The 19576-nt window shown below is 43.9% G+C and carries 15 protein-coding genes; 10 read left to right on the top strand and 5 right to left on the bottom strand.

The window, feature by feature from the left end:
- Positions 1 to 586: 586 nt before the first annotated feature.
- The 9 genes from GJB62_RS18310 (at position 587) to GJB62_RS18350 (ending at position 10228) form a co-directional block, all read left to right on the top strand.
- On the top strand, positions 587 to 2599 hold the full coding sequence (locus tag GJB62_RS18310) for a phosphodiester glycosidase family protein (protein ID WP_114081236.1): 2013 nt from the start codon (positions 587 to 589) through the stop codon (positions 2597 to 2599).
- A 330-nt stretch (positions 2600 to 2929) separates the two neighbouring features.
- Entirely contained in the window at positions 2930 to 3349 is a 420-nt protein-coding gene (locus GJB62_RS18315; RefSeq protein WP_114081235.1) for a cupin domain-containing protein, read from the top strand.
- A gap of 228 nt (positions 3350 to 3577) precedes the next feature.
- Positions 3578 to 3907, top strand: coding sequence for an iron-sulfur cluster assembly accessory protein (locus tag GJB62_RS18320; protein ID WP_114081150.1), 330 nt, complete (start codon positions 3578 to 3580; stop codon positions 3905 to 3907).
- A gap of 125 nt (positions 3908 to 4032) precedes the next feature.
- The gene (gene rpsL / locus GJB62_RS18325; protein ID WP_012410236.1) at positions 4033 to 4416 is read left to right on the top strand and encodes a 30S ribosomal protein S12; all 384 of its coding nucleotides are present in this window, start codon (positions 4033 to 4035) and stop codon (positions 4414 to 4416) included.
- Positions 4417 to 4944: 528 nt separating this feature from the next.
- Positions 4945 to 5415 carry a 30S ribosomal protein S7 gene (rpsG, locus tag GJB62_RS18330; protein ID WP_012410237.1) on the top strand — a complete coding sequence of 157 codons (471 nt, stop codon included), beginning with the start codon at positions 4945 to 4947 and terminating at the stop codon, positions 5413 to 5415.
- 138 nt (positions 5416 to 5553) lie between these two features.
- The gene (gene fusA / locus GJB62_RS18335) at positions 5554 to 7632 is read left to right on the top strand and encodes an elongation factor G (RefSeq protein WP_012410238.1); all 2079 of its coding nucleotides are present in this window, start codon (positions 5554 to 5556) and stop codon (positions 7630 to 7632) included.
- Positions 7633 to 7655: 23 nt separating this feature from the next.
- Positions 7656 to 8885 carry an elongation factor Tu gene (gene tuf, locus GJB62_RS18340; RefSeq protein ID WP_100899834.1) on the top strand — a complete coding sequence of 410 codons (1230 nt, stop codon included), beginning with the start codon at positions 7656 to 7658 and terminating at the stop codon, positions 8883 to 8885.
- A gap of 179 nt (positions 8886 to 9064) precedes the next feature.
- Positions 9065 to 9382, top strand: coding sequence for a 30S ribosomal protein S10 (rpsJ, locus tag GJB62_RS18345; protein WP_008232935.1), 318 nt, complete (start codon positions 9065 to 9067; stop codon positions 9380 to 9382).
- A gap of 198 nt (positions 9383 to 9580) precedes the next feature.
- The gene (locus GJB62_RS18350; RefSeq protein WP_114081149.1) at positions 9581 to 10228 is read left to right on the top strand and encodes an LON peptidase substrate-binding domain-containing protein; all 648 of its coding nucleotides are present in this window, start codon (positions 9581 to 9583) and stop codon (positions 10226 to 10228) included.
- Between the two features lie 90 nt (positions 10229 to 10318).
- Here the strand turns inward: GJB62_RS18350 and pheA are convergent, their stop codons facing one another.
- Positions 10319 to 11194: a prephenate dehydratase gene (pheA, locus tag GJB62_RS18355; RefSeq protein ID WP_114081148.1), complete on the bottom strand. Its 876-nt coding sequence runs from the start codon at positions 11192 to 11194 to the stop codon at positions 10319 to 10321.
- Between the two features lie 672 nt (positions 11195 to 11866).
- On the opposite strand from pheA, the gene GJB62_RS18360 reads away from it, so the two are divergent.
- Positions 11867 to 12454, top strand: coding sequence for a DUF1997 domain-containing protein (locus GJB62_RS18360; RefSeq protein WP_114081146.1), 588 nt, complete (start codon positions 11867 to 11869; stop codon positions 12452 to 12454).
- Positions 12455 to 12462: 8 nt separating this feature from the next.
- On the opposite strand, the gene GJB62_RS18365 is transcribed toward GJB62_RS18360, so the two are convergent.
- The 4 genes from GJB62_RS18365 to GJB62_RS18380 all read right to left on the bottom strand — a co-directional run bounded on the left by GJB62_RS18365 (position 12463) and on the right by GJB62_RS18380 (position 19262).
- A complete protein-coding gene (locus GJB62_RS18365) occupies positions 12463 to 13119 on the bottom strand; it encodes a ribonuclease HII (protein WP_114081145.1) in 657 nt (218 codons plus the stop codon).
- A gap of 8 nt (positions 13120 to 13127) precedes the next feature.
- Positions 13128 to 15287 carry an Rne/Rng family ribonuclease gene (locus tag GJB62_RS18370; protein WP_114081144.1) on the bottom strand — a complete coding sequence of 720 codons (2160 nt, stop codon included), beginning with the start codon at positions 15285 to 15287 and terminating at the stop codon, positions 13128 to 13130.
- Positions 15288 to 16138: 851 nt separating this feature from the next.
- A complete protein-coding gene (locus GJB62_RS18375; protein WP_114081143.1) occupies positions 16139 to 18805 on the bottom strand; it encodes a TIGR03960 family B12-binding radical SAM protein in 2667 nt (888 codons plus the stop codon).
- Positions 18806 to 18932: 127 nt separating this feature from the next.
- On the bottom strand, positions 18933 to 19262 hold the full coding sequence (locus GJB62_RS18380; RefSeq protein ID WP_114081142.1) for an STAS domain-containing protein: 330 nt from the start codon (positions 19260 to 19262) through the stop codon (positions 18933 to 18935).
- Positions 19263 to 19576 lie beyond the last annotated feature (314 nt).

The following is a 19576-nucleotide window of genomic DNA, read 5'->3' on the forward strand; positions in this document are numbered from 1 at the left end:
ATGCGGTGTCAGACAATTTACCTCCGCCAAGACATGATTATTGTCCTGACAGTTTCTTTTTTATATTCTGAAGCTAAGTATTTTTTCAATTCCCTTTTTCCAGATGCACGGTAGCTACCCACGGAGCCTATTTAGGCTCACCTGAAACCAAAGTCAATGCTGTCTTATGTTTTAAAGCCAAACTCATCCCGATCCGGCAATAAAATCAGCGTATTACAATATATACCCATTTGACAATTCCCAAATATTTTTGTTGTTGTCTGGAGTTTTGCTGCTTACCAGCTGCTTACTATTAACTAGACCTCACTGAAGTAGCAACATCCACTCAGGATTGACTATCTTAATCCAGTTTTGATAACCAAGACTACCGTGTATAGTGTGGTTAGGATTAGTGCTAGTTAAAACACTTCTTTGCAATGGCTCTAGCGTCTAAATTTATTTTTGTCTAAAAGAGACAATTAGCCAATATATATAATAGCATCTTTTTTCAGAAATAAAGTCATGTTTTTTTAATATTTTCAAATAATTAGTTAGTTTATACCTTGGGGTGATAGTTTTCAAAAGTACCTAGTAAATTATGGTAAAAATGCCGAGTTGTTGCCAATCAGGGATTAGCGAACGCAGATTCTTCCGGGCTACTGTGTCACCAATACTTTTAACATTATTGTGTTTAACCACTACTGGTGCTAGCAACGCCCAAGAGTTGCCAAAAAACAACAAATCACTGATCTCCCAGTCACCTGCACCTCCTCTAACAGGGATGGTATCCTCTGGGAATCAAATTTCCATCAATGGTCGTACTTTACCAGGAACTTGGTTGCAACGGCCGGGAAAATCTGGTCAGGTGACAACTCATCTCAGTGACGGGGTATTTAGGCAATTAATTGGAGTAAATTTCTTAAACAGTAGTAGTTCAGCGAAACAACCAATACAGTGGTTTTCGTCGGTGACAACACCACTGGTTTTAGCCACCAGGCTAGTAGGAGCATATCGCTATCTGGATATCACTAATTTTGCCCAAACATCTGGATGGCAAATCCAAGCCAATGGGAACACCTTGGTGATTGCTACCCCAAAAGCACAAATTACGAATATTGTTCAGAGCCAGGAACCTCCAGAGGCAAGTGCCCCTTTGCAACAAAGTCGCATACTTGTAAATCTAGATCGGGCGACTCCCTGGCAAGTTGCACAAGGATCAGCGATCGCAAAACCGCAAACTCCATCTTCCGATCCAGACACACCAACCCCAAAACCCACTACACCGCCAAATCGAGAGTGGACAATTACCCTGGATGGAATAGCCGATCCCGTTTTGATAGAACGCTATACCCCCCAGCCACCAGCAGCAGCGCCAACATTACTGCCAAACCTGCTCAAACAATTATTACCAGTTACACCAACACAACCAATACCAACAGCCCCTGAACCACTTATCCGACAAGTGCAGGTGGTGAAAAACCAAACGATTATTAGTCTGAGCGTTCCCTTTGGTCTATCGCCTCAAGTTAAGACTATCGCTAACCCCAATCGCCTGATTATCGATATTCGACCCGATCCTCTAGAAGAACGAGATATTACTTGGGCCCCAGGATTACGCTGGCGACAGCATTATGTCAACTTAGGCACAGAACGTTTTCCGGTGGTTTGGTTAGAAGTTAATCCCCGTAAATTTGGGCTAACGCTGAAACCTATGTGGGCTAGTCCTGATGGGCTTGGGGGTACTGCTCCCTTAATTCAAACAGCACAACGTTACTTAGCAGTAGCTGGAATTAACGGTGGTTATTTTAACCGCAATAATAGATTACCATTGGGTGCGATTCGTCGGGATAGTCAGTGGTTATCAGGCCCCATTCTTAACCGGGGTGCGATCGCTTGGAATGATTCAGGTCAATTTTACTTCGGTCGTCTCACCTTAGAAGAAACTTTAATTACTGCAAATAACCAGCGCTTACCAATTTTGTTTCTTAATAGTGGCTACGTCCAGAGTGGCATTGCTCGTTACACCCCAGTTTGGGGAGCAACTTACACACCCTTAACGGATAACGAAATTATCCTAGTGGTACAAAAAGACCAAATTACTCAGCAACTACCAGGCGGCAAAGTTGGTGGGACGGCCGTTCCCATTCCCCAGGATGGCTACCTACTAACTTTACGCGCTAACAGCGTTAGCGCTGCCTCACAGTTACCGATTGGAAGCGCAGTACGTATTTCTAGCAGCACTACTCCCACTGATTTTAGTCGTTATCCCCACATTATCGGAGCCGGGCCGCTATTAATCCAAAATCGTCAAATTGTCCTTGATGCCAAAGCAGAAAAATTCAGCAATGCCTTTATTGCAGAAAAGGCTATTCGTAGCGGTATTTGTACAACTGCAACAGGCACACTGATGATTGCTGCCGTCCATAATCGTGCTGGCGGTTATGGCCCTACATTGGCAGAACATGCCCAATTAATGCAACAGATGGGCTGTGTGGATGCCTTAAATCTGGACGGCGGTAGTTCTACCAGCCTTTATTTAGGAGGGCAACTACTTGACCGATCGCCTAGTACTGCTGCTCGTGTTCATAATGGAATTGGTATTTTCCTGAAACCTCGTTAATCAGGGATTAAGGAGTAGGGAGCAAGGGGGAGAATTCGTAACTCCTAACTCTTCACTCAGCACTCCTCACTCAGCACTCGGAACTGTTTTGCCCAATGCCCAATTCCCCATCTTTTTTTAAAGTTTAGAACAAGCTGCCGCTTTGCTTAATGAAGACTTAGTGTAAACCTAAGAGTTTTAATAGTGATGGTTTACACCATCAGGTTTGATTTTGTTATGTTTATCAAGGTGCGAAAAAATTGCTGATTTTCAACGTTGGAACATAGCGCCAGATTTTTTATCAATAGTTAAGAGTACAGACGGTTTGTTATGTCTTCAAATGAGGTAATTATGGCTCGATATCAAGAAACTACACAGACTGACACTCTACACCTACCTTCAACTATCACTTCCAGAGGCATTGCTGCAACTGAGTTACGTCCTTGGGGTGCTTTTACAGTTTTGGAAGAAGGGCGCGGATACAAAATCAAGCGCATCGAAGTTAAGCCCGGACACCGCCTCAGTTTACAGATGCACCACCACCGCAGCGAACACTGGATTGTCGTCTCAGGTACAGCTAGGGTAACTTGTGGCGAGAAAGAAGTATTACTGAGCAATAATGAGTCAACTTATGTACCTCAATGTACATCTCATCGTTTAGAAAATCCTGGCGTGATTACCTTAGTGTTAATTGAAGTGCAAAATGGCGAATACTTGGGAGAGGATGACATTATCCGCTACCAAGATGACTATGCCCGAACTAAGGACTAAAGTTCTAATCTAAAAACTGAATATATTTTTGTGCCAATCGTCTTTGCGAACCACTGCACCCCAGAAGTCCCTACCTAGTTAAGGTGGGGACTGAAGTTTGTTGTGCTATAAATGTAGTAATAGCGATCGCGCTCATGGCTTCGATAATTTGGAATTTTCGGGAAGCGAGAGTTAACCCATCTGTCTGTAAAATGAAGATGGGGTATTCAATTGCAAAAAACGACTTCCATGATTCATCTGAGTCAAGCAGCCGCGAGTGAAATTGGGCGAATAAAGTCCAAGCAGCAGCCAAATGTCTTGTTTCGATTGGCAGTAAAACCAGGTGGCTGTTCTGGGTTATTTTATGATATGTCCTTCGATGAAACTATAAAAGTTGGCGACCAGGTTTTCAACTTGGACGAAATTCAAGTAGTCATAGATGCTACAAGCTTAAATTACCTCAACGGTTTGAGGGTAGATTATTCAGAAGACTTAATGGGTGGTGGTTTTCGCTTCCACAATCCCCAAGCGATCGCAACCTGTGGCTGTGGCAATTCTTTTTTGACAAGCAATCAATAGTCCTTAATTAGCGATCATTTGCTAATAACAAAGGAAAAATTACAATTGACATAAAACACTAAAAAACGATATAATCAGGATTTGTTAAAACTTAGACATATAAGCAGCTTTACGCGCTGTAACTCATGCCAACAATACAGCAGCTAATACGTAATGAGCGCGAGCAAGCGCGTCAGAAAACCAAGTCCCCGGCTCTGAAACAATGCCCTCAACGTCGGGGAGTTTGTACCAGAGTATACACGACCACACCCAAGAAGCCTAACTCAGCTCTACGCAAAGTAGCAAGAGTCAGACTGACATCTGGATTTGAAGTTACAGCTTACATTCCAGGTATTGGTCACAACTTACAAGAACACTCAGTTGTGATGATTCGTGGTGGTCGGGTTAAGGATCTACCAGGCGTGAGATACCACATTATCCGTGGCACCCTAGATACAGCCGGAGTTAAAGACCGTAAACAAGGGCGTTCCAAGTATGGAACCAAGCGTCCGAAAGAAGCGAAAAAATAGGATTAGGCGATTAATCGCACCCAACACGGTTAATCGTCTATCTTACGAAGCGCCCAAGGACAAAAAACTATCAGGGTATGTGTTCTAAGAGCAGTTATGAAAGCTGCTCAGTCTGTTAAAAAAAAATCAAGCAAGCTACACCTACACTAAGCGAGCAAGTGTAGAAGTTCTGAGGAGAATGCTGTAACCCACAGCAGAATTCTAATCTGGACATTAAGGTTTAGAATCTTGTCACCTTAAGTATTTAATTGCAGGTAGCAAGTCAATGAATTTTAGATTTTAGATTTGCAATTTTGGATTGGTCGAACCCACAAGGGGATGAGGCTTACAGACTTTTGATTTTTTCCAATCCTTGTGGTCGGAACGTCTACCAAAAACTCTAATCCAAAATTGGCAGTCAATAGGTCAGCCTTGCTGCAACAGTCGAAAACAAAATTGAAAAAGTCTGAGGGTTGGGTTCCACAGCTTTTAGTTTCCGGTGTCTGATAGCATATAATTTCGTTGCCAATTCCGAATTAAAGGTGAAGTATGTCTCGTCGTGGTGTTATTCAAAGGCGCCCAGTTCCGTCTGACTCTGTATATAACAGTCGCCTTGTGAGCATGATTATCAGGCGGATCATGCGTCATGGCAAGAAATCACTTGCCGCACGAATTGTTTATGAAGCATTGAAAACTATTGAGGAACGCACTGGAAATGGTGCTTTAGAAACCTTTGAAAGAGCAGTGCGAAATGCCACACCTTTAGTAGAGGTGAAAGCTAGACGAGTAGGTGGAGCAACCTACCAAGTACCAATGGAAGTGCGTTCAGAACGGGGCACTACCTTAGCACTGCGTTGGTTAGTGCAATATTCCCGGTCTAGACCAGGCCGGACAATGGCAAGCAAATTGGCAAATGAGTTAATGGATGCTGCTAACGAAACTGGCAATGCGATTCGGAAACGCGAAGAAACGCACCGGATGGCGGAAGCTAACAAAGCATTTGCCCACTATCGTTATTAAGTAGAAAAGCGATATATCGCCTTGCCGAAGCGGTATATCGTGGATTTACAAAAAGAAGACGGTTTTCCGTAAAAGTATAGAATCTTAACAAAGAGTAATATACAAGATATCATGAGGCAAAAACTATAGGAGGTAGCTGTGGCACGCACGATCCCGCTAGAGAAAGTACGCAACATTGGTATTGCGGCGCATATAGATGCGGGCAAAACAACAACAACAGAGAGAATATTATTTTACTCTGGGATAATTCATAAAATTGGCGAAGTTCATGAAGGAACTGCCGTCACAGACTGGATGGAGCAAGAGCGGGAACGGGGAATTACCATTACTGCTGCTGCTATTAGTACCAGTTGGAAAGATCATCAAATTAACATTATCGATACTCCAGGTCACGTAGACTTCACAATTGAAGTTGAGCGTTCCATGCGCGTGTTGGATGGTGTAATCGCAGTATTTTGTTCTGTGGGCGGCGTGCAACCGCAGTCTGAGACAGTGTGGCGACAAGCAGAACGCTACAAAGTTCCTCGGATAGCCTTTATCAACAAGATGGATCGCACCGGAGCGAACTTTTATAAAGTTCACGAGCAAATCCGCGATCGCCTGCGGGCAAATGCGATCGCCATTCAACTACCAATTGGTAGTGAAAATGACTTCCAAGGTATCGTTGACCTAGTACGGCAACGTGCGTATATTTACGCCAACGACCAAGGAACCGATATCCAGGAAACCGATATCCCGGAAGAATTGCAAGCGCAGGTAGACGAATTCCGCACTAAGCTCATAGAAGCTGCGGCAGAAACCGATGATGCTCTGATGGCTAAGTACTTCGAGGGCGAAGAACTTACAGAACAGGAAATTAGGACTGCTCTGCGTAAAGGCACAATTGCGGGGACAATTGTACCAGTACTTTGCGGTTCAGCATTCAAAAACAAAGGCGTGCAGTTGATGCTGGATGCCGTTGTAGATTACCTGCCAGCGCCAAGTGAAGTACCGCCAATTCAAGGCTTACTGCCCAATGGCGATACTATTGAGCGGCGGGCTGATGACAACGAACCCTTAGCAGCTCTGGCATTCAAGATTATGGCTGACCCTTACGGTCGCCTGACATTTGTTCGCGTTTATTCTGGTGTCCTAAAAAAGGGCAGCTACGTTCTCAACGCTAGTAAGAATAAAAAAGAACGGATTTCCCGCTTAGTCCTCATGAAGGCAGACGATCGGCAAGATGTCGATGAACTGCGAGCAGGTGATTTGGGAGCAGCTCTGGGTTTGAAAGACACCTTAACAGGTGACACGCTCTGTGATGATGGATCGCCAGTAATTCTGGAATCCCTATTCATTCCTGAGCCTGTGATCTCGGTGGCGGTTGAACCCAAAACCAAGAACGATATGGACAAATTGTCCAAAGCTCTGCAATCTCTCTCAGAAGAAGACCCCACCTTCCGTGTTCGCGTCGATCCCGAAACAAATCAGACCGTGATCGCAGGAATGGGAGAGCTACACCTAGAAATTCTAGTAGACCGGATGTTACGAGAATTCAAGGTGGAAGCGAATGTAGGTGCGCCACAAGTAGCTTACCGAGAAACAATTCGGAAAGCTGTGAACAAAGTTGAGGGCAAATTCATCCGCCAAAGTGGTGGTAAAGGTCAATATGGTCACGTTGTGATCAATTTGGAGCCTGGAGAACCCGGTACTGGCTTTGAATTCGTTTCCAAAATTGCTGGCGGTACAGTACCTAAAGAGTACGTTGGCCCCGCAGAACAAGGGATGAAAGAAAGCTGTGAATCCGGTGTTCTAGCTGGATATCCTTTGATTGACGTTAAAGCGACACTAATTGATGGGTCATACCATGATGTAGACTCTTCAGAAATGGCTTTCAAAATCGCTGGCTCAATGGCGATGAAAGAGGCTGTGCTGAAAGCTTCACCTGTCATCTTAGAACCTATGATGAAAGTTGAAGTTGAAGTTCCTGAAGACTATATGGGGAACGTGATTGGCGACCTCAACACCCGCCGAGGGCAGATTGAAAGCCAAAGCACCGAAAAGGGACTCGCTAAGGTAACATCCAAAGTTCCACTGGCGAGTATGTTTGGCTACGCCACTGATATCCGGTCAAAAACGCAAGGTCGGGGTACCTTCACGATGGAGTTCAGCCACTACGAAGAGGTGCCTCGCAGCGTAGCTGAAACTATCATTGCAAAAAGCAAAGGGAACGCTTAGTTAAAATAAGGAAATGAGCATTCATGGCACGCGCAAAGTTTGAAAGAAATAAGCCCCACATCAATATCGGTACAGTTGGCCACGTTGACCACGGTAAAACTACCTTGACAGCAGCCATTACCATGACCTTGGCAGCTATGGGTCAGGCTGTAGCTAAGGGCTACGACCAAATTGATAATGCCCCAGAAGAAAAGGCACGGGGTATTACCATTAATACCGCTCACGTAGAGTATGAGACTGCAAGTCGGCACTATGCTCACGTAGACTGTCCAGGACACGCTGACTATGTGAAGAACATGATCACCGGTGCTGCCCAAATGGACGGAGGTATCCTCGTAGTTGCTGCTACCGATGGCCCTATGCCCCAAACCCGCGAACACATCCTGTTAGCAAAACAGGTAGGCGTTCCCAGTCTAGTTGTCTTCTTGAACAAAGAAGATTTGATGGATGACCCAGAACTCTTGGAACTAGTAGAACTAGAACTGAGAGAACTGCTTTCCAGCTACGATTTCCCTGGTGACGACATCCCCATTATCAAAGGATCTGGTCTGCAAGCTCTAGAAGCAATGACCAAAAATCCTAAGACCCAACGCGGTGAAAATCCTTGGGTAGACAAAATCTACGAATTGATGGATGCTGTAGATTCTTACATCCCCACTCCTGAGCGGGATGTTGATAAACCCTTCCTGATGGCTGTAGAAGACGTGTTCTCAATTACAGGTCGTGGTACTGTCGCCACCGGTCGGATTGAGCGGGGTGTAGTCAAAGTTGGCGATAACGTTGAACTAGTGGGTATCAGAGATACTCGCGCCACTACCGTAACTGGGATTGAGATGTTCAAGAAGAGTCTCGACCAAGGTATGGCTGGGGATAACGCTGGTGTACTACTCCGGGGTATCCAGAAGGCTGATATTGAACGGGGTATGGTCATCGCCAAACCTGGTTCGATTAAACCTCACAATGAATTTGAAGGTGAGGTGTATGTCTTAACAGAAAAAGAAGGTGGTCGTAAGACTCCATTTTTCGCTGGCTACCGTCCACAGTTCTACGTGCGGACAACTGATGTAACTGGTACCATCAAAGCCTACACCTCCGATGAAGGCAAAGAAGTAGAAATGGTGATGCCAGGCGATCGCATCAAGATGACAGTAGAATTGATCAACGCGATCGCGATTGAACAAGGAATGCGCTTCGCTATCCGCGAAGGTGGACGTACCATCGGTGCTGGTGTCGTCTCCAAAATCATCAAGTAGCACCTTTTTGCTCATAACAAAGGAGCAGAGATGGTATGATTCATCTCTGCTCCTTTCTCTTCCCTCTATAAATAAGGTAATAGGTTACAGGGGACAAGTAATAGTTTTCTGTAACCTTTACCCTGTAACCTTTAACCTGTAAATAATCCCCTAATTACGCAGAACCTGGAAAATTAAAGATGGCAACTCTACAGCAGCAGAAAATTAGAATTCGCTTACAGGCTTTTGACCGACGCTTATTAGATACATCTTGCGAGAAGATTGTAGATACAGCTAACCGCACCAACGCTACAGCCATAGGCCCAATTCCTTTACCCACAAAACGCCGGATCTATTGTGTGCTGCGATCGCCTCACGTAGATAAAGATTCACGGGAACACTTTGAAACCCGTACCCATCGCCGGATTATTGACATTTACCAGCCCTCTTCTAAGACTATAGATGCCCTGATGAAATTGGATCTACCATCGGGTGTGGATATTGAAGTAAAACTTTAATTTAGTCATTAGTCATTGGTCATTTGTCATTAGCAAAGGACAAATGACAAATGATATTAGTATTAATTTTTACATAGCCCTGAAGAAATATATCTCAGGGCTTTTATTTAGCTAGGAAACAAATGATAGAATATAGACAAAATACGGGAAAAGCAGAGAAAAAGAAATTTTAAAGATTAAGTTTATACCAAGGTAACAATGACATCATCTTCTAAAATTGCAGTTCGTGAACTACCTCTGTTCCCGTTACCCGAAGTAGTTCTGTTTCCTACTAGACCATTACCTTTACACATCTTTGAATTTCGCTACCGAATCATGATGAACACGATTTTGGAGAGCGATCGCAGATTCGGTGTTTTGATGTTCGATCCAGTCAAAGGTACAATTGCAAACACTGGTTGTTGTGCAGAAATTGTTCATCACCAACGGCTGCCAGATGATCGAATCAAGATGTTGACATTAGGGCAGCAAAGATTTCGTGTATTAGAGTATGTTCGTGAAAAGCCATATCGCGTTGGCTTAGTTGAGTGGATTGAAGACCAACCACCAACTAAAGATTTACATCCTTTGTCAACTGAGGTAGAACAACTACTGCGAGATGTTGTGCGTCTATCAGGTAAATTAACCGAACAAAATATCGAATTGCCAGAAGATTTGCCCGATCTACCAACAGAACTATCTTATTGGGTAGCCAGTAATCTTTACGGTGTCGCCGCAGAGCAACAGTTATTGCTAGAAATGCAAGATACTGCAACTCGTCTAGAGCGAGAAGCAGAAATTTTAACTTCTACTCGTAATCATTTGGCAGCTCGTGCTGTTCTCAAAGACACCTTTAATGAAAAGTGAGGAGTGAGGAGTTTAGGAGTTAGGAAAAATAGCAAAAAATACAAGATCGACAACTTATTTTATATTCCCTAACTGATAACTCCTAACTTCTCAAGTAAAAGCGCCGATCGGCAAAACATTGTAAGCGCCAATAATTTTTAAAATCTCTGTGTGAATAGTTAATTCTGCTAAAGCAGATTGCATTTGTGCTTCCTTGACATCTGCTTCTAAATCCATGAAAAACAAATATTCGCCTAGCGATCGCTTCGTCGGACGAGATTCAATCCGGCTGAGGTTAATTCCTAGTTGAGCAAAGATTTGCAAAGGTTTGACTAATGCTCCAGGTGTGTTAGCAGGCATACTAAAAGCTAGCGATGTGTGACTAGTAGGAACTTTTGATGTCTGGTATCCAGCATCTGCTTCACCCTGACTTACTACCCAAAAACGAGTACAGTTTTCTGGATAGTCGTTAATACCAGTGGCAAGTATCGGCAGGTTGTAGAGTTGAGCTGCTCTACTAGAAGCGATCGCTGCTGTTGTTGTCTCTTGCTCCAATCGCTGTAGTGCTTCGGTTGTAGAATTCCTGGGAATAATCTGTACAGTCGGGAGAAACCGCTCTAACCATCCCTGACATTGTGCCAAAGCTTGCGGGTGAGAGTAAACAGTTTTAATCTTATCTAAGCCAGAGGCGCAGGAAATTAAGGTATGGACAATGGGTAATACCAAAGCCAACTGAATTCGCAAGCTGTCTAACTGCCACAGTGTATCCAGTGTTGTGGTAACACTCCCTTCAATAGAATTTTCTACTGGCACAACAGCCAGGTGAGCTTGACCATCAGCAACGGCGTGCAGTGACTGTGAGATGGTGGGATAGGGAGATAAGGTAGCTTTATCTCCCGTACTTTTAGTCAACCAGTTGACATACAGAACAGCTGCTTGTTCTGCGTAAGTGCCGGGAGGCCCTAAATGTGCGATCGATAGAGTCATGCCTTTAGCCTTGAGTTGTGAGTTTAATATGTAAACAGAGATTATGATATTTTGGATTCGGCAAATATATTCAATATTTACTATTAGTAAAAACTGTTATTTATAAAATTTACCCACTAAACGAATAGTCCTAAATATGTATTTAGGAAAACAAATTATGAAAACTAGCCTTCTACCAGATAGATTTTCTGGCAGTTTTTTTGGCGAAATTGCTCTGAAATCTTCAGAGCAATTATGTTAGTTTTTCACCAAATAAAAATTCACATTCTTTACTTTGTGTCAAGAGTTAAATCCTAATTTTAGCCCTTTCAAGGTAACTCGTAAAATCTCTTATTTTTTCTCAGCGCTGCGCCAGTTGCTACAAGTCGGGGAACCCGCCCAACGCACTGGCTTCTCTGTGCCTCTGCGGTTGGAAAGTATTTTTTTTAACCAGAGCGACGCAGATGGCACAGAGTCCAGAGTTTAAAGAGGAATTTATTGACCAAAATTTTTACCCACCTTGAAAGGGCTAATCCTAATCTATATTTCTTGAACTAAAGATAGTAATGAGCGTACCAAATTTTTGCTAATGCTGTATAGCTGATAAGCAACGATAATTTTGTACTTTTCTAATAATCAAATTTAAGTTGTTAAAAAATATTAAAATTAAGAGACAGATATTTTTATCCGCTCATGGCTACCCGGTTTACTGCCTCCCAATCGGTTGAAATCGCTGTTCCAGAGCAGCCTATTCACATTCAGCACTACTTGCGTCAGCCTCAACGTCTGGTTAAGGCTTTGGCTGACAACACCCGAACTCAGCAGCTTTCTGAGGAAGTATTTCGCTTGAAAATGCGTCCGCTCACTTTTATGTCATTAAGCATTCAACCGACTGTAGACATGAGAGTTTGGGCAGAATCAAATGGAATAATTTATTTGCGATCGCTAGGCTGTGAAATCCTGGGTTTCGAGTATATTAACCAGCGCTTTGCCCTTAATTTAAAAGGGCATTTGTCTCCCAAAGAGTTTAGCACTGGCACTCGTCTGCAAGGAAGGGCTGATTTAGAAGTGCTGGTGGATTTACCACCGCCATTTTCCTTTACTCCTAAGCCAATTTTAGAAGCTACTGGTAATGGTTTGCTCAAAAGCGTGCTGTTGTCGGTTAAGCAAAGGTTATTAAATCAACTTTTGACTGATTATCGCTACTGGGTGATATCACAAACTAAAGATAGAAGACTTGACAGTGACAGTACCGAATTGCCAATCTTGAATGCTGAGTAATCATTTAATCACTCAGCGTTCAGTACTTTGATTTGGCAAGGACGAAAAGACTGACGATGTAGGGGCGATGGCCCATATTGTTGCAGAGCCAGCAAATGACGTTGACTACCATAGCCCTTGTTACGCTCTAGGTTGTACATAGGGTATTTCAATGCTAGACGCAGTACCAAATCATCACGCCAAACCTTGGCAACAATACTAGCAGAGGCAATAGCGAGCGATCGCTCATCTCCCTTAATTATTGTTTGTTGTGGCAATAGCAAGTCTTTGATTGACTGATTGCCATCAACCAAGCAGATTGCAGGCTGTACCTTTAACTTCAGTACAGCCCGCTTCATTGCTAATAGTGTCGCTTGCAAAATATTTATCTTGTCAATTTCGGCAGTAGAAGCAAACCCAATTTTCCAGTCTATAGCCAGCCCACAAATTTGCTGTGCTAGCTGAGTTCTCCGAGAACTAGACAACTTTTTACTGTCTTTAATTTTAGCTGCCATCAGTATTGGCAAAGCATGATCTGGTAGGATCACTGCTGCCGCCACCACCGGGCCAAATAGAGCGCCTCGCCCTACTTCATCCACACCTGCAACCAATCCTGGAATCCCTGACAAGGTAGAAAACTCCAGCCAATTGGATTGTTCCAAGGGCGTTGGTGATGTTTCTACCATAAAGCAAATTAATTATCCTCGATAGCTGAGGAACGACGGCGGCGACGGCGGCTAGCAGTGGCGGCGCTGTTTGCATCACTTTCATCTGCGATCGCGTTGGCAGCGCTGCTTGAATCACTTTCATCTGCGATCGCTTTGACGGAGGCTTTTGCAGACAAGCTTTCCGAAGGATTGGCAGTCAACTCAGCTGGTTCAGCTGTCTCTTCTATCAAAGATTTTTGTTCTGGCTCAATAACTTTTGGTATTGGTGACTTGGTTGCAACTACTTCCGGTATTACTTTTTGGGCAATAGGTGATTCTGAGATGGATTCAGTTGGATTCGTTCGCACTTGACCGGGCTGAATCACGTTAATAATCACAGATTTGGTATTTTTAACCTCTTGCTCTAACTTCACCAAGGGAGATATTCCCATCAAGGCAAACATATCCTGTTCCTGGAGACTCATTTCTACAGTTCTAATCTCCGGTGGTTCTACCACTGGTTTAACTGGTTCTGCCTTGATAACTTTAGCGCGCTCTACAGTGCGCTCTACTCTTTCATTCCAACCTGGTTTACCAAGTGTGGGTGAGGGAATTTCTGGTGTAACTCCTAATTCTGGTTCTACATCAAGGTCTAAATCTGGTTCGTTGACAAAAGCTAATGGATTGGCAATAACCCGAGATTCATCTTTCCCGTTTAACCCATTGATGCCAATTCGACTGCGGCGAGTGCGGGTACGACGCTTATTATCATTAAGTTCTTGATAACTAGGATGATTAATCAGATTTAGGTTAGTCGATTCCGAGTCGCCGTCAAATGCTTCCCCAAACCCGTCATAAGTTTCTCGTGGTTCCGGGACGCGGGCAGATGGCTGGCGTGGTTCTCGGTGAGGTAGAGATACAAAACGCTCACGTTCTGGTGTTTCTGCTGGTATTGGTAATCGATTTTCAAGTTCTCCAGGCAGACGCACAGTATGCCCTAAACCGCCACAAGTGGGACAAGTTTCACCAAATAATTCGTAAATATTTTGACCCTGACGTTTGCGGGTCAGTTCTACTAAACCCAGTTCCGTAAGTTGAGCAATCTGGGGACGAGCTTTGTCTGCTTTGAGTCCTTTATTAAAGTGTTCGAGAACTTGCAGTTGGTCACGTCGGGATTCCATATCAATGAAATCAACGACAATCACTCCGGCAATATTCCGCAGACGCAACTGGCGAGCAATTTCTGTTGCAGCTTCGCAGTTTGTCCATAAAACTGTTTCTCTGGCTGTTGCCGATCGCGTGAAGGAACCTGAGTTAACATCAATTACGGTTAATGCCTCAGTCGGCTCGATGATGATGTAGCCTCCAGAAGGTAGGTCTACTCTTGGTTTTAGGGCTTCTCGAATGGCAGCACTGATCCGGAAATACTCTAAAATTGGGGAGCGATCGCGGTGATGGTCAATCAACAATCCTTGCGGTGTTTGACCGCCACTCCAATTCTGCAAGTACTGCTTCACGCGCTTCAAACCAGTACTGGAATCTACGACAATCCGATTGACATCCGCGCCGTACATATCCCGCAATACGCGCTGAATGAAATCATCGTCTCGGTTGAGCAGTGCTGGGGCACGGGTAGAATGCGCTTCCTGCTGAATCGCCTCCCATTGCTTTTGCAGCAACTCCAAATCTTCCATAATCGCTTCTTCTGGTTTGCCTTCGGCTTCTGTACGCACGAGCAAACCCATTCCCGCCGGTTTAACCAAAATCGCTAGTGCCCGTAAGCGGTTGCGCTCACTTTCACTTTTAATTCGTCGGGATAAATTTACGCCCCTACCATAAGGCATTAGTACTACGTAGCGTCCGGGTAAGGTGATATTACCCGTGAGCCTGGGCCCTTTTGTTCCCGTTGGCTCCTTCATTACTTGCACCAAAACTTTCTGCTGTGGTGCTAATAGTTCTGTAATGGCTGCTGCGGTACGCTTGAGTTTCAATGGGCCCAAGTCGGTGACGTGAATAAAACCGTTGCGCTCTGGGTCGCCAATATTCACAAAAGCGGCATCTATCCCAGGCAATACGTTTTCTACTACTCCTAAGTAGATATCACCTATTTGATGATGACCGGTAGCAACAACGAGTTCCTGTATTTGATCTTCGGAAAAGACAGCAGCAATTTGGTGCTGCTCCGCGATGATAATTTGTTTTGGCATTCAATTTCCTCAAAAATTGGCAGCACCAATAGGTCTGGAGGTTTGTTATACCTTTGTTGCCCTTGCAACCCTCAAAAGGCGCTACTGATGATAAAAATCGCAAACTGATGTTCTAAGTTAAATAGCTATTGGCGCTCTTAAGAGCGTTTTCACGGCGGATTATTCCAGAACGGCTGCATGTTTAAGCAATTAAATCAACCATCTATGGTTGATTTGCAATGCAATACTCTCAATGAAGAGAGTTCTGAGTTGAAAGTTCTGAATCCTGAGTGAGTTTTTAACTCAGGAAGCTTTTTTTGAGAGTAACCTACTGAAGTCGTTAAGAAAAAGAAACTATTTCTATTTTCCATTCCCTGGATTTATTCTTAGGGTTATACTCAGCAACGCCAGCTGCTACCCTACTTTTAAGCCGCGCAAAGCGCGTCTGGTGAACGTCTGCAAATCGGCTTAACCTACAGCAGTTGTTTACCCTACGGTAACACCAAGGGCGAACAACTCTAGAAGAGTAACGCACTAGCTCTTGGGCAATACTGTGGATTAGACATTCAGCAGTTGTTGGAAAAGTATGGATTTAGAGAAGCTAACCGAGTCTGCTGTTAGTTACTGATTCACAAGTTAGCTATAAAGAGAGAGTGTGTTCTTTAATCCGCCTCAGTTTGTCTGGGATAAAATCCTAGAAGTTGCACTCTAATATCTTCGCTTTCGCCCCCTGAACACCAGGGTAGTGAACCAGCTAATTCAATGCAGCGCCAGAAAAATTCTCTTCACCCCATTCTAACGCAACCTTGCTAAAAATCAATTCCGACGATGTGCCATATTAGGACAACTACTAGCAAGCTGTCCTACAGGGATTATACCGCTAAAATTAGCCGATTGCGGTGGATGTGCAGGAGTTGAAATTCTCCACTCCCCACTATCCCTAGCATAAACAGGATTTGTTCAGGACGCAATAGAAAACCATCTTGGCGATAGCTACCTACATAACGGATAACAGATATAGATTCTGCAATGCCTTTGTGGGTTTCTACTAATTCCAGTTCAAATAAGCGATCGCGCAGATTTATTAACTGGCTCTTGCCTGACTTTGTTGTATGCTCGTACCAAAGCTCATCTTTTGCTTTGATGGTATCAATCCAGTTTTGCCATTGTATAGGTGTTGTTTCTTCAAGTGCTGCTACGGTAATTAAATATTCTGCGGTTTCTAGCAGTTGAGTAGCTGCTGGAGTTTTTAAATCTATCTGCTCCACATTATATATAGGTATGTCTGTGGGCATTTCCCGAACCAATTCTTCTCGAAAAGTATCGATGTCCACTGGTACAGTTAACTCAAAATCCGCAATTTCACCGCTACTAGTAGCACCTAGAGCCAAAGCGGTTGCTACAGAAATTCGTGGCATTGGATGAAACCCACCAGTGAAAGCAATAGGCAAGCCTGCTCGCCGCACAACTCGGTCAAACAGACGGATTAAATCTAGGTGGCTTACCAAAGCCATATTACCCTGTTTTCCAAACCAAACTCGGAGTCGTTGTGCCTTGGTTGTGTTGGGAACAAAATCGCCAGCGAATTGTGGGATAACAGGTGATTCAATCACGACGTTATGGCCAAAATCGGTTCCACATACGCCACAGTGAGAACAACCTTCAAAAGAGCAGTCGGGTACAATTGCGGCTGCTAAGGCACGTTGCAAGTCTTCTTTGAGCCAGTTTTTATCAATTCCGGTATCAATATGATCCCAAGGTAGGGGAGTATCTAGGGAGTGAGGATTGAGGAATTGGGCATTTTCCGCATCTGGCGATTTGTTCTGCTCTTGTGCGTGAAACAAATTCCATTCGCCATTTTCTACTTGGCGGTATTTCCAATCTAGATCGGCCCCGGCGATGGCATCTCCCCAAGCGCTAAAAGCCTGATCTAAATTTTCATACCAGGAATCCATCCCTGCACCCAATTCCCAGGCGCGGCGGACTACTTTGCTCAAATTGCGATCGCCTCGTCCCACAAAATCTTCCATTGCCGAAATGCGGACATCGGTAAAATTTACCTTCATTCCCTTCATCCGGCGGAATTCTTGCCGCAACAGGTTTTGTTTGCGCTTAAATTCGGTGGTAGAAACTGAGTGCCACTGGAATGGTGTATGGGGCTTGGGCGTAAAGTTAGAAATTGTCAGGTTAAAGTTCAGGGGTTTTCTACCTTTGCCTCGGCATTCTCGCTGTAGCCAGCTGACTGTTTCCGCTATGCCCAAAACATCAACATCCGTCTCACCTGGCAAGCCAATCATAAAATACAACTTGATTTTATCCCAGCCTTGCTCCCAAGCGGTTTTTACTCCCCGCAACAATTCTTCATTCGTCAAACCTTTATTTACGATGTCTCGCATCCGCTGAGTTCCAGCTTCTGGAGCAAAAGTTAGTCCACCTTGCCGTGTACCTCCAAGGATGTTGGCAATATTCTCATCAAATCTGTCTACCCGTTGGCTTGGTAGAGTCAGAGAAATATTTTCATTTTTTAAGCGATTCTTGATTTCCATCCCTACTGCTGGTAGGGATAAATAATCAGAACAACTCAGAGATAATAGGGAAAACTCATTGTAACCAGTTGCCCGCATTCCCTGTTCAATTGCTTCTACAACCTTATCGGGTTCTACATCCCGTGCTGGCCGAGTCAGCATTCCTGGTTGACAGAAGCGACAGCCACGAGTGCAACCACGCCGAATCTCAATTGTCAAACGGTCATGCACCGTTTCTACATAAGGAACTAACCCAATGGAATATGCTGGTATGGGGGTTGCCACCCGTCGCAAAATTCGTTTTGGTACGTCAGAGCGACGAGGATGAACTGAGCCATCTTCTGCCATGTCGTAAAACTGAGGCACATATACGCCTGGTATCTGTGCCAAATCCAGTAACAGATTTTCCCGACTTAATCCTGCTTGTTTACCTTCTTCCAATACCAAACCAATTTCTGGGAGCAGTTCCTCTCCATCCCCAAGGGCGATAAAGTCGAAAAAGTCAGCGTAAGGCTCAGGATTCGATGTTGCTGTTTGCCCACCAGCAAAAATCAACGGAAACTGAGATTGGAGATTCGTAAATTCTCCCCCTGCTTCCACAGCTTTTTGCCTTTCTCTCCACGTCAATGGAATTCCAGCCAGATCCAACATTTCTAAGATATTAGTTGCACCCAGTTCGTAACTGAGGCTAAAGCCTAAAATGTCAAATTCTGTGAGCGATCGCTTTGACTCTACCGCAAACAATGGCGTATTAGTTTCGCGTAGTTTGGCTGCCAGGTCTTTTCCTGGGAGGTAGGCGCGATCGCACAATTGACGCGGTTGGGCATTCAAGATGTTGTATAGGATAATGTGCCCTAAATTAGATGCACCGACTTCATATACTTCCGGGTAGGTTAAGACCCAGCGTATTGCTGTCTTATCCCAAGCTTTGTGTACTGCTAAACGCTCATTACCAAGGTAACGCCCTGGTTTTAAAATATCCGATGTTATTAATTTCTCAACTGCAACAGTCACTGTGCTATCTTCTAGCTACCTTAATTACAGCTACCCAAACCAAACTTTAGCATTGAATTAGGTCTTCTAACATAATTTATCGTTGTAACTTATAACTCCTTTACATAAAGTCCGCGTTTTAACTGGTTTATGTTGGGGCTAATTCAACTTCACCATCCAATATTTCAAACACTCTATCGAGTTGCGTTAGTTCAAAAATAATTCTAATTGACGGAGCAACAGCACAAAGTTGAAAACCCCTTCCTAAACTAAGAGCCAGCTTGTGTATAGATAACAATGCCATCAACCCCGCGCTGTCTAACGATTCTACTGCTGCGAGGTCTACTACCAAGATGGAAATAACATTTTGTGTCAACGCTGTGGTCATATCTCGTTCAAATTCCAAGGCGTTTGTAGCATTCAAATACCCTTGGGGGCGAATGACTGCAATTTTGGGATAGTTAAGCACTGCTTGCATAGTTACATCCTATTGAGAATTATTGAAGCGTCACGCTAAGGATTATTTGAACATAAACTCTATTCTGTTGCATCGACCATACGTCTTAGCTCTCTTTGCTGAATCTTTATTTCTTTAGTATCTCTGTTTAAAGATTGTTATAATTCCAGGTTAAAATGTGTTTATATATACTTTTTTTTTATCTCAGTTCAAAAACAATCAACATAGACAGCCATAGAGCAAACAAATAATCAGTAACTATGCTGATAAAACTTGCTTAGTCTATAACTAAAGCTAATTTAGCCAAGTCTTAACGGAAAGTTAAATCTCCCACT

Source organism: Nostoc sp. ATCC 53789 (assembly GCF_009873495.1).
Classification (GTDB): Bacteria; Cyanobacteriota; Cyanobacteriia; order Cyanobacteriales; family Nostocaceae; genus Nostoc; species Nostoc muscorum_A.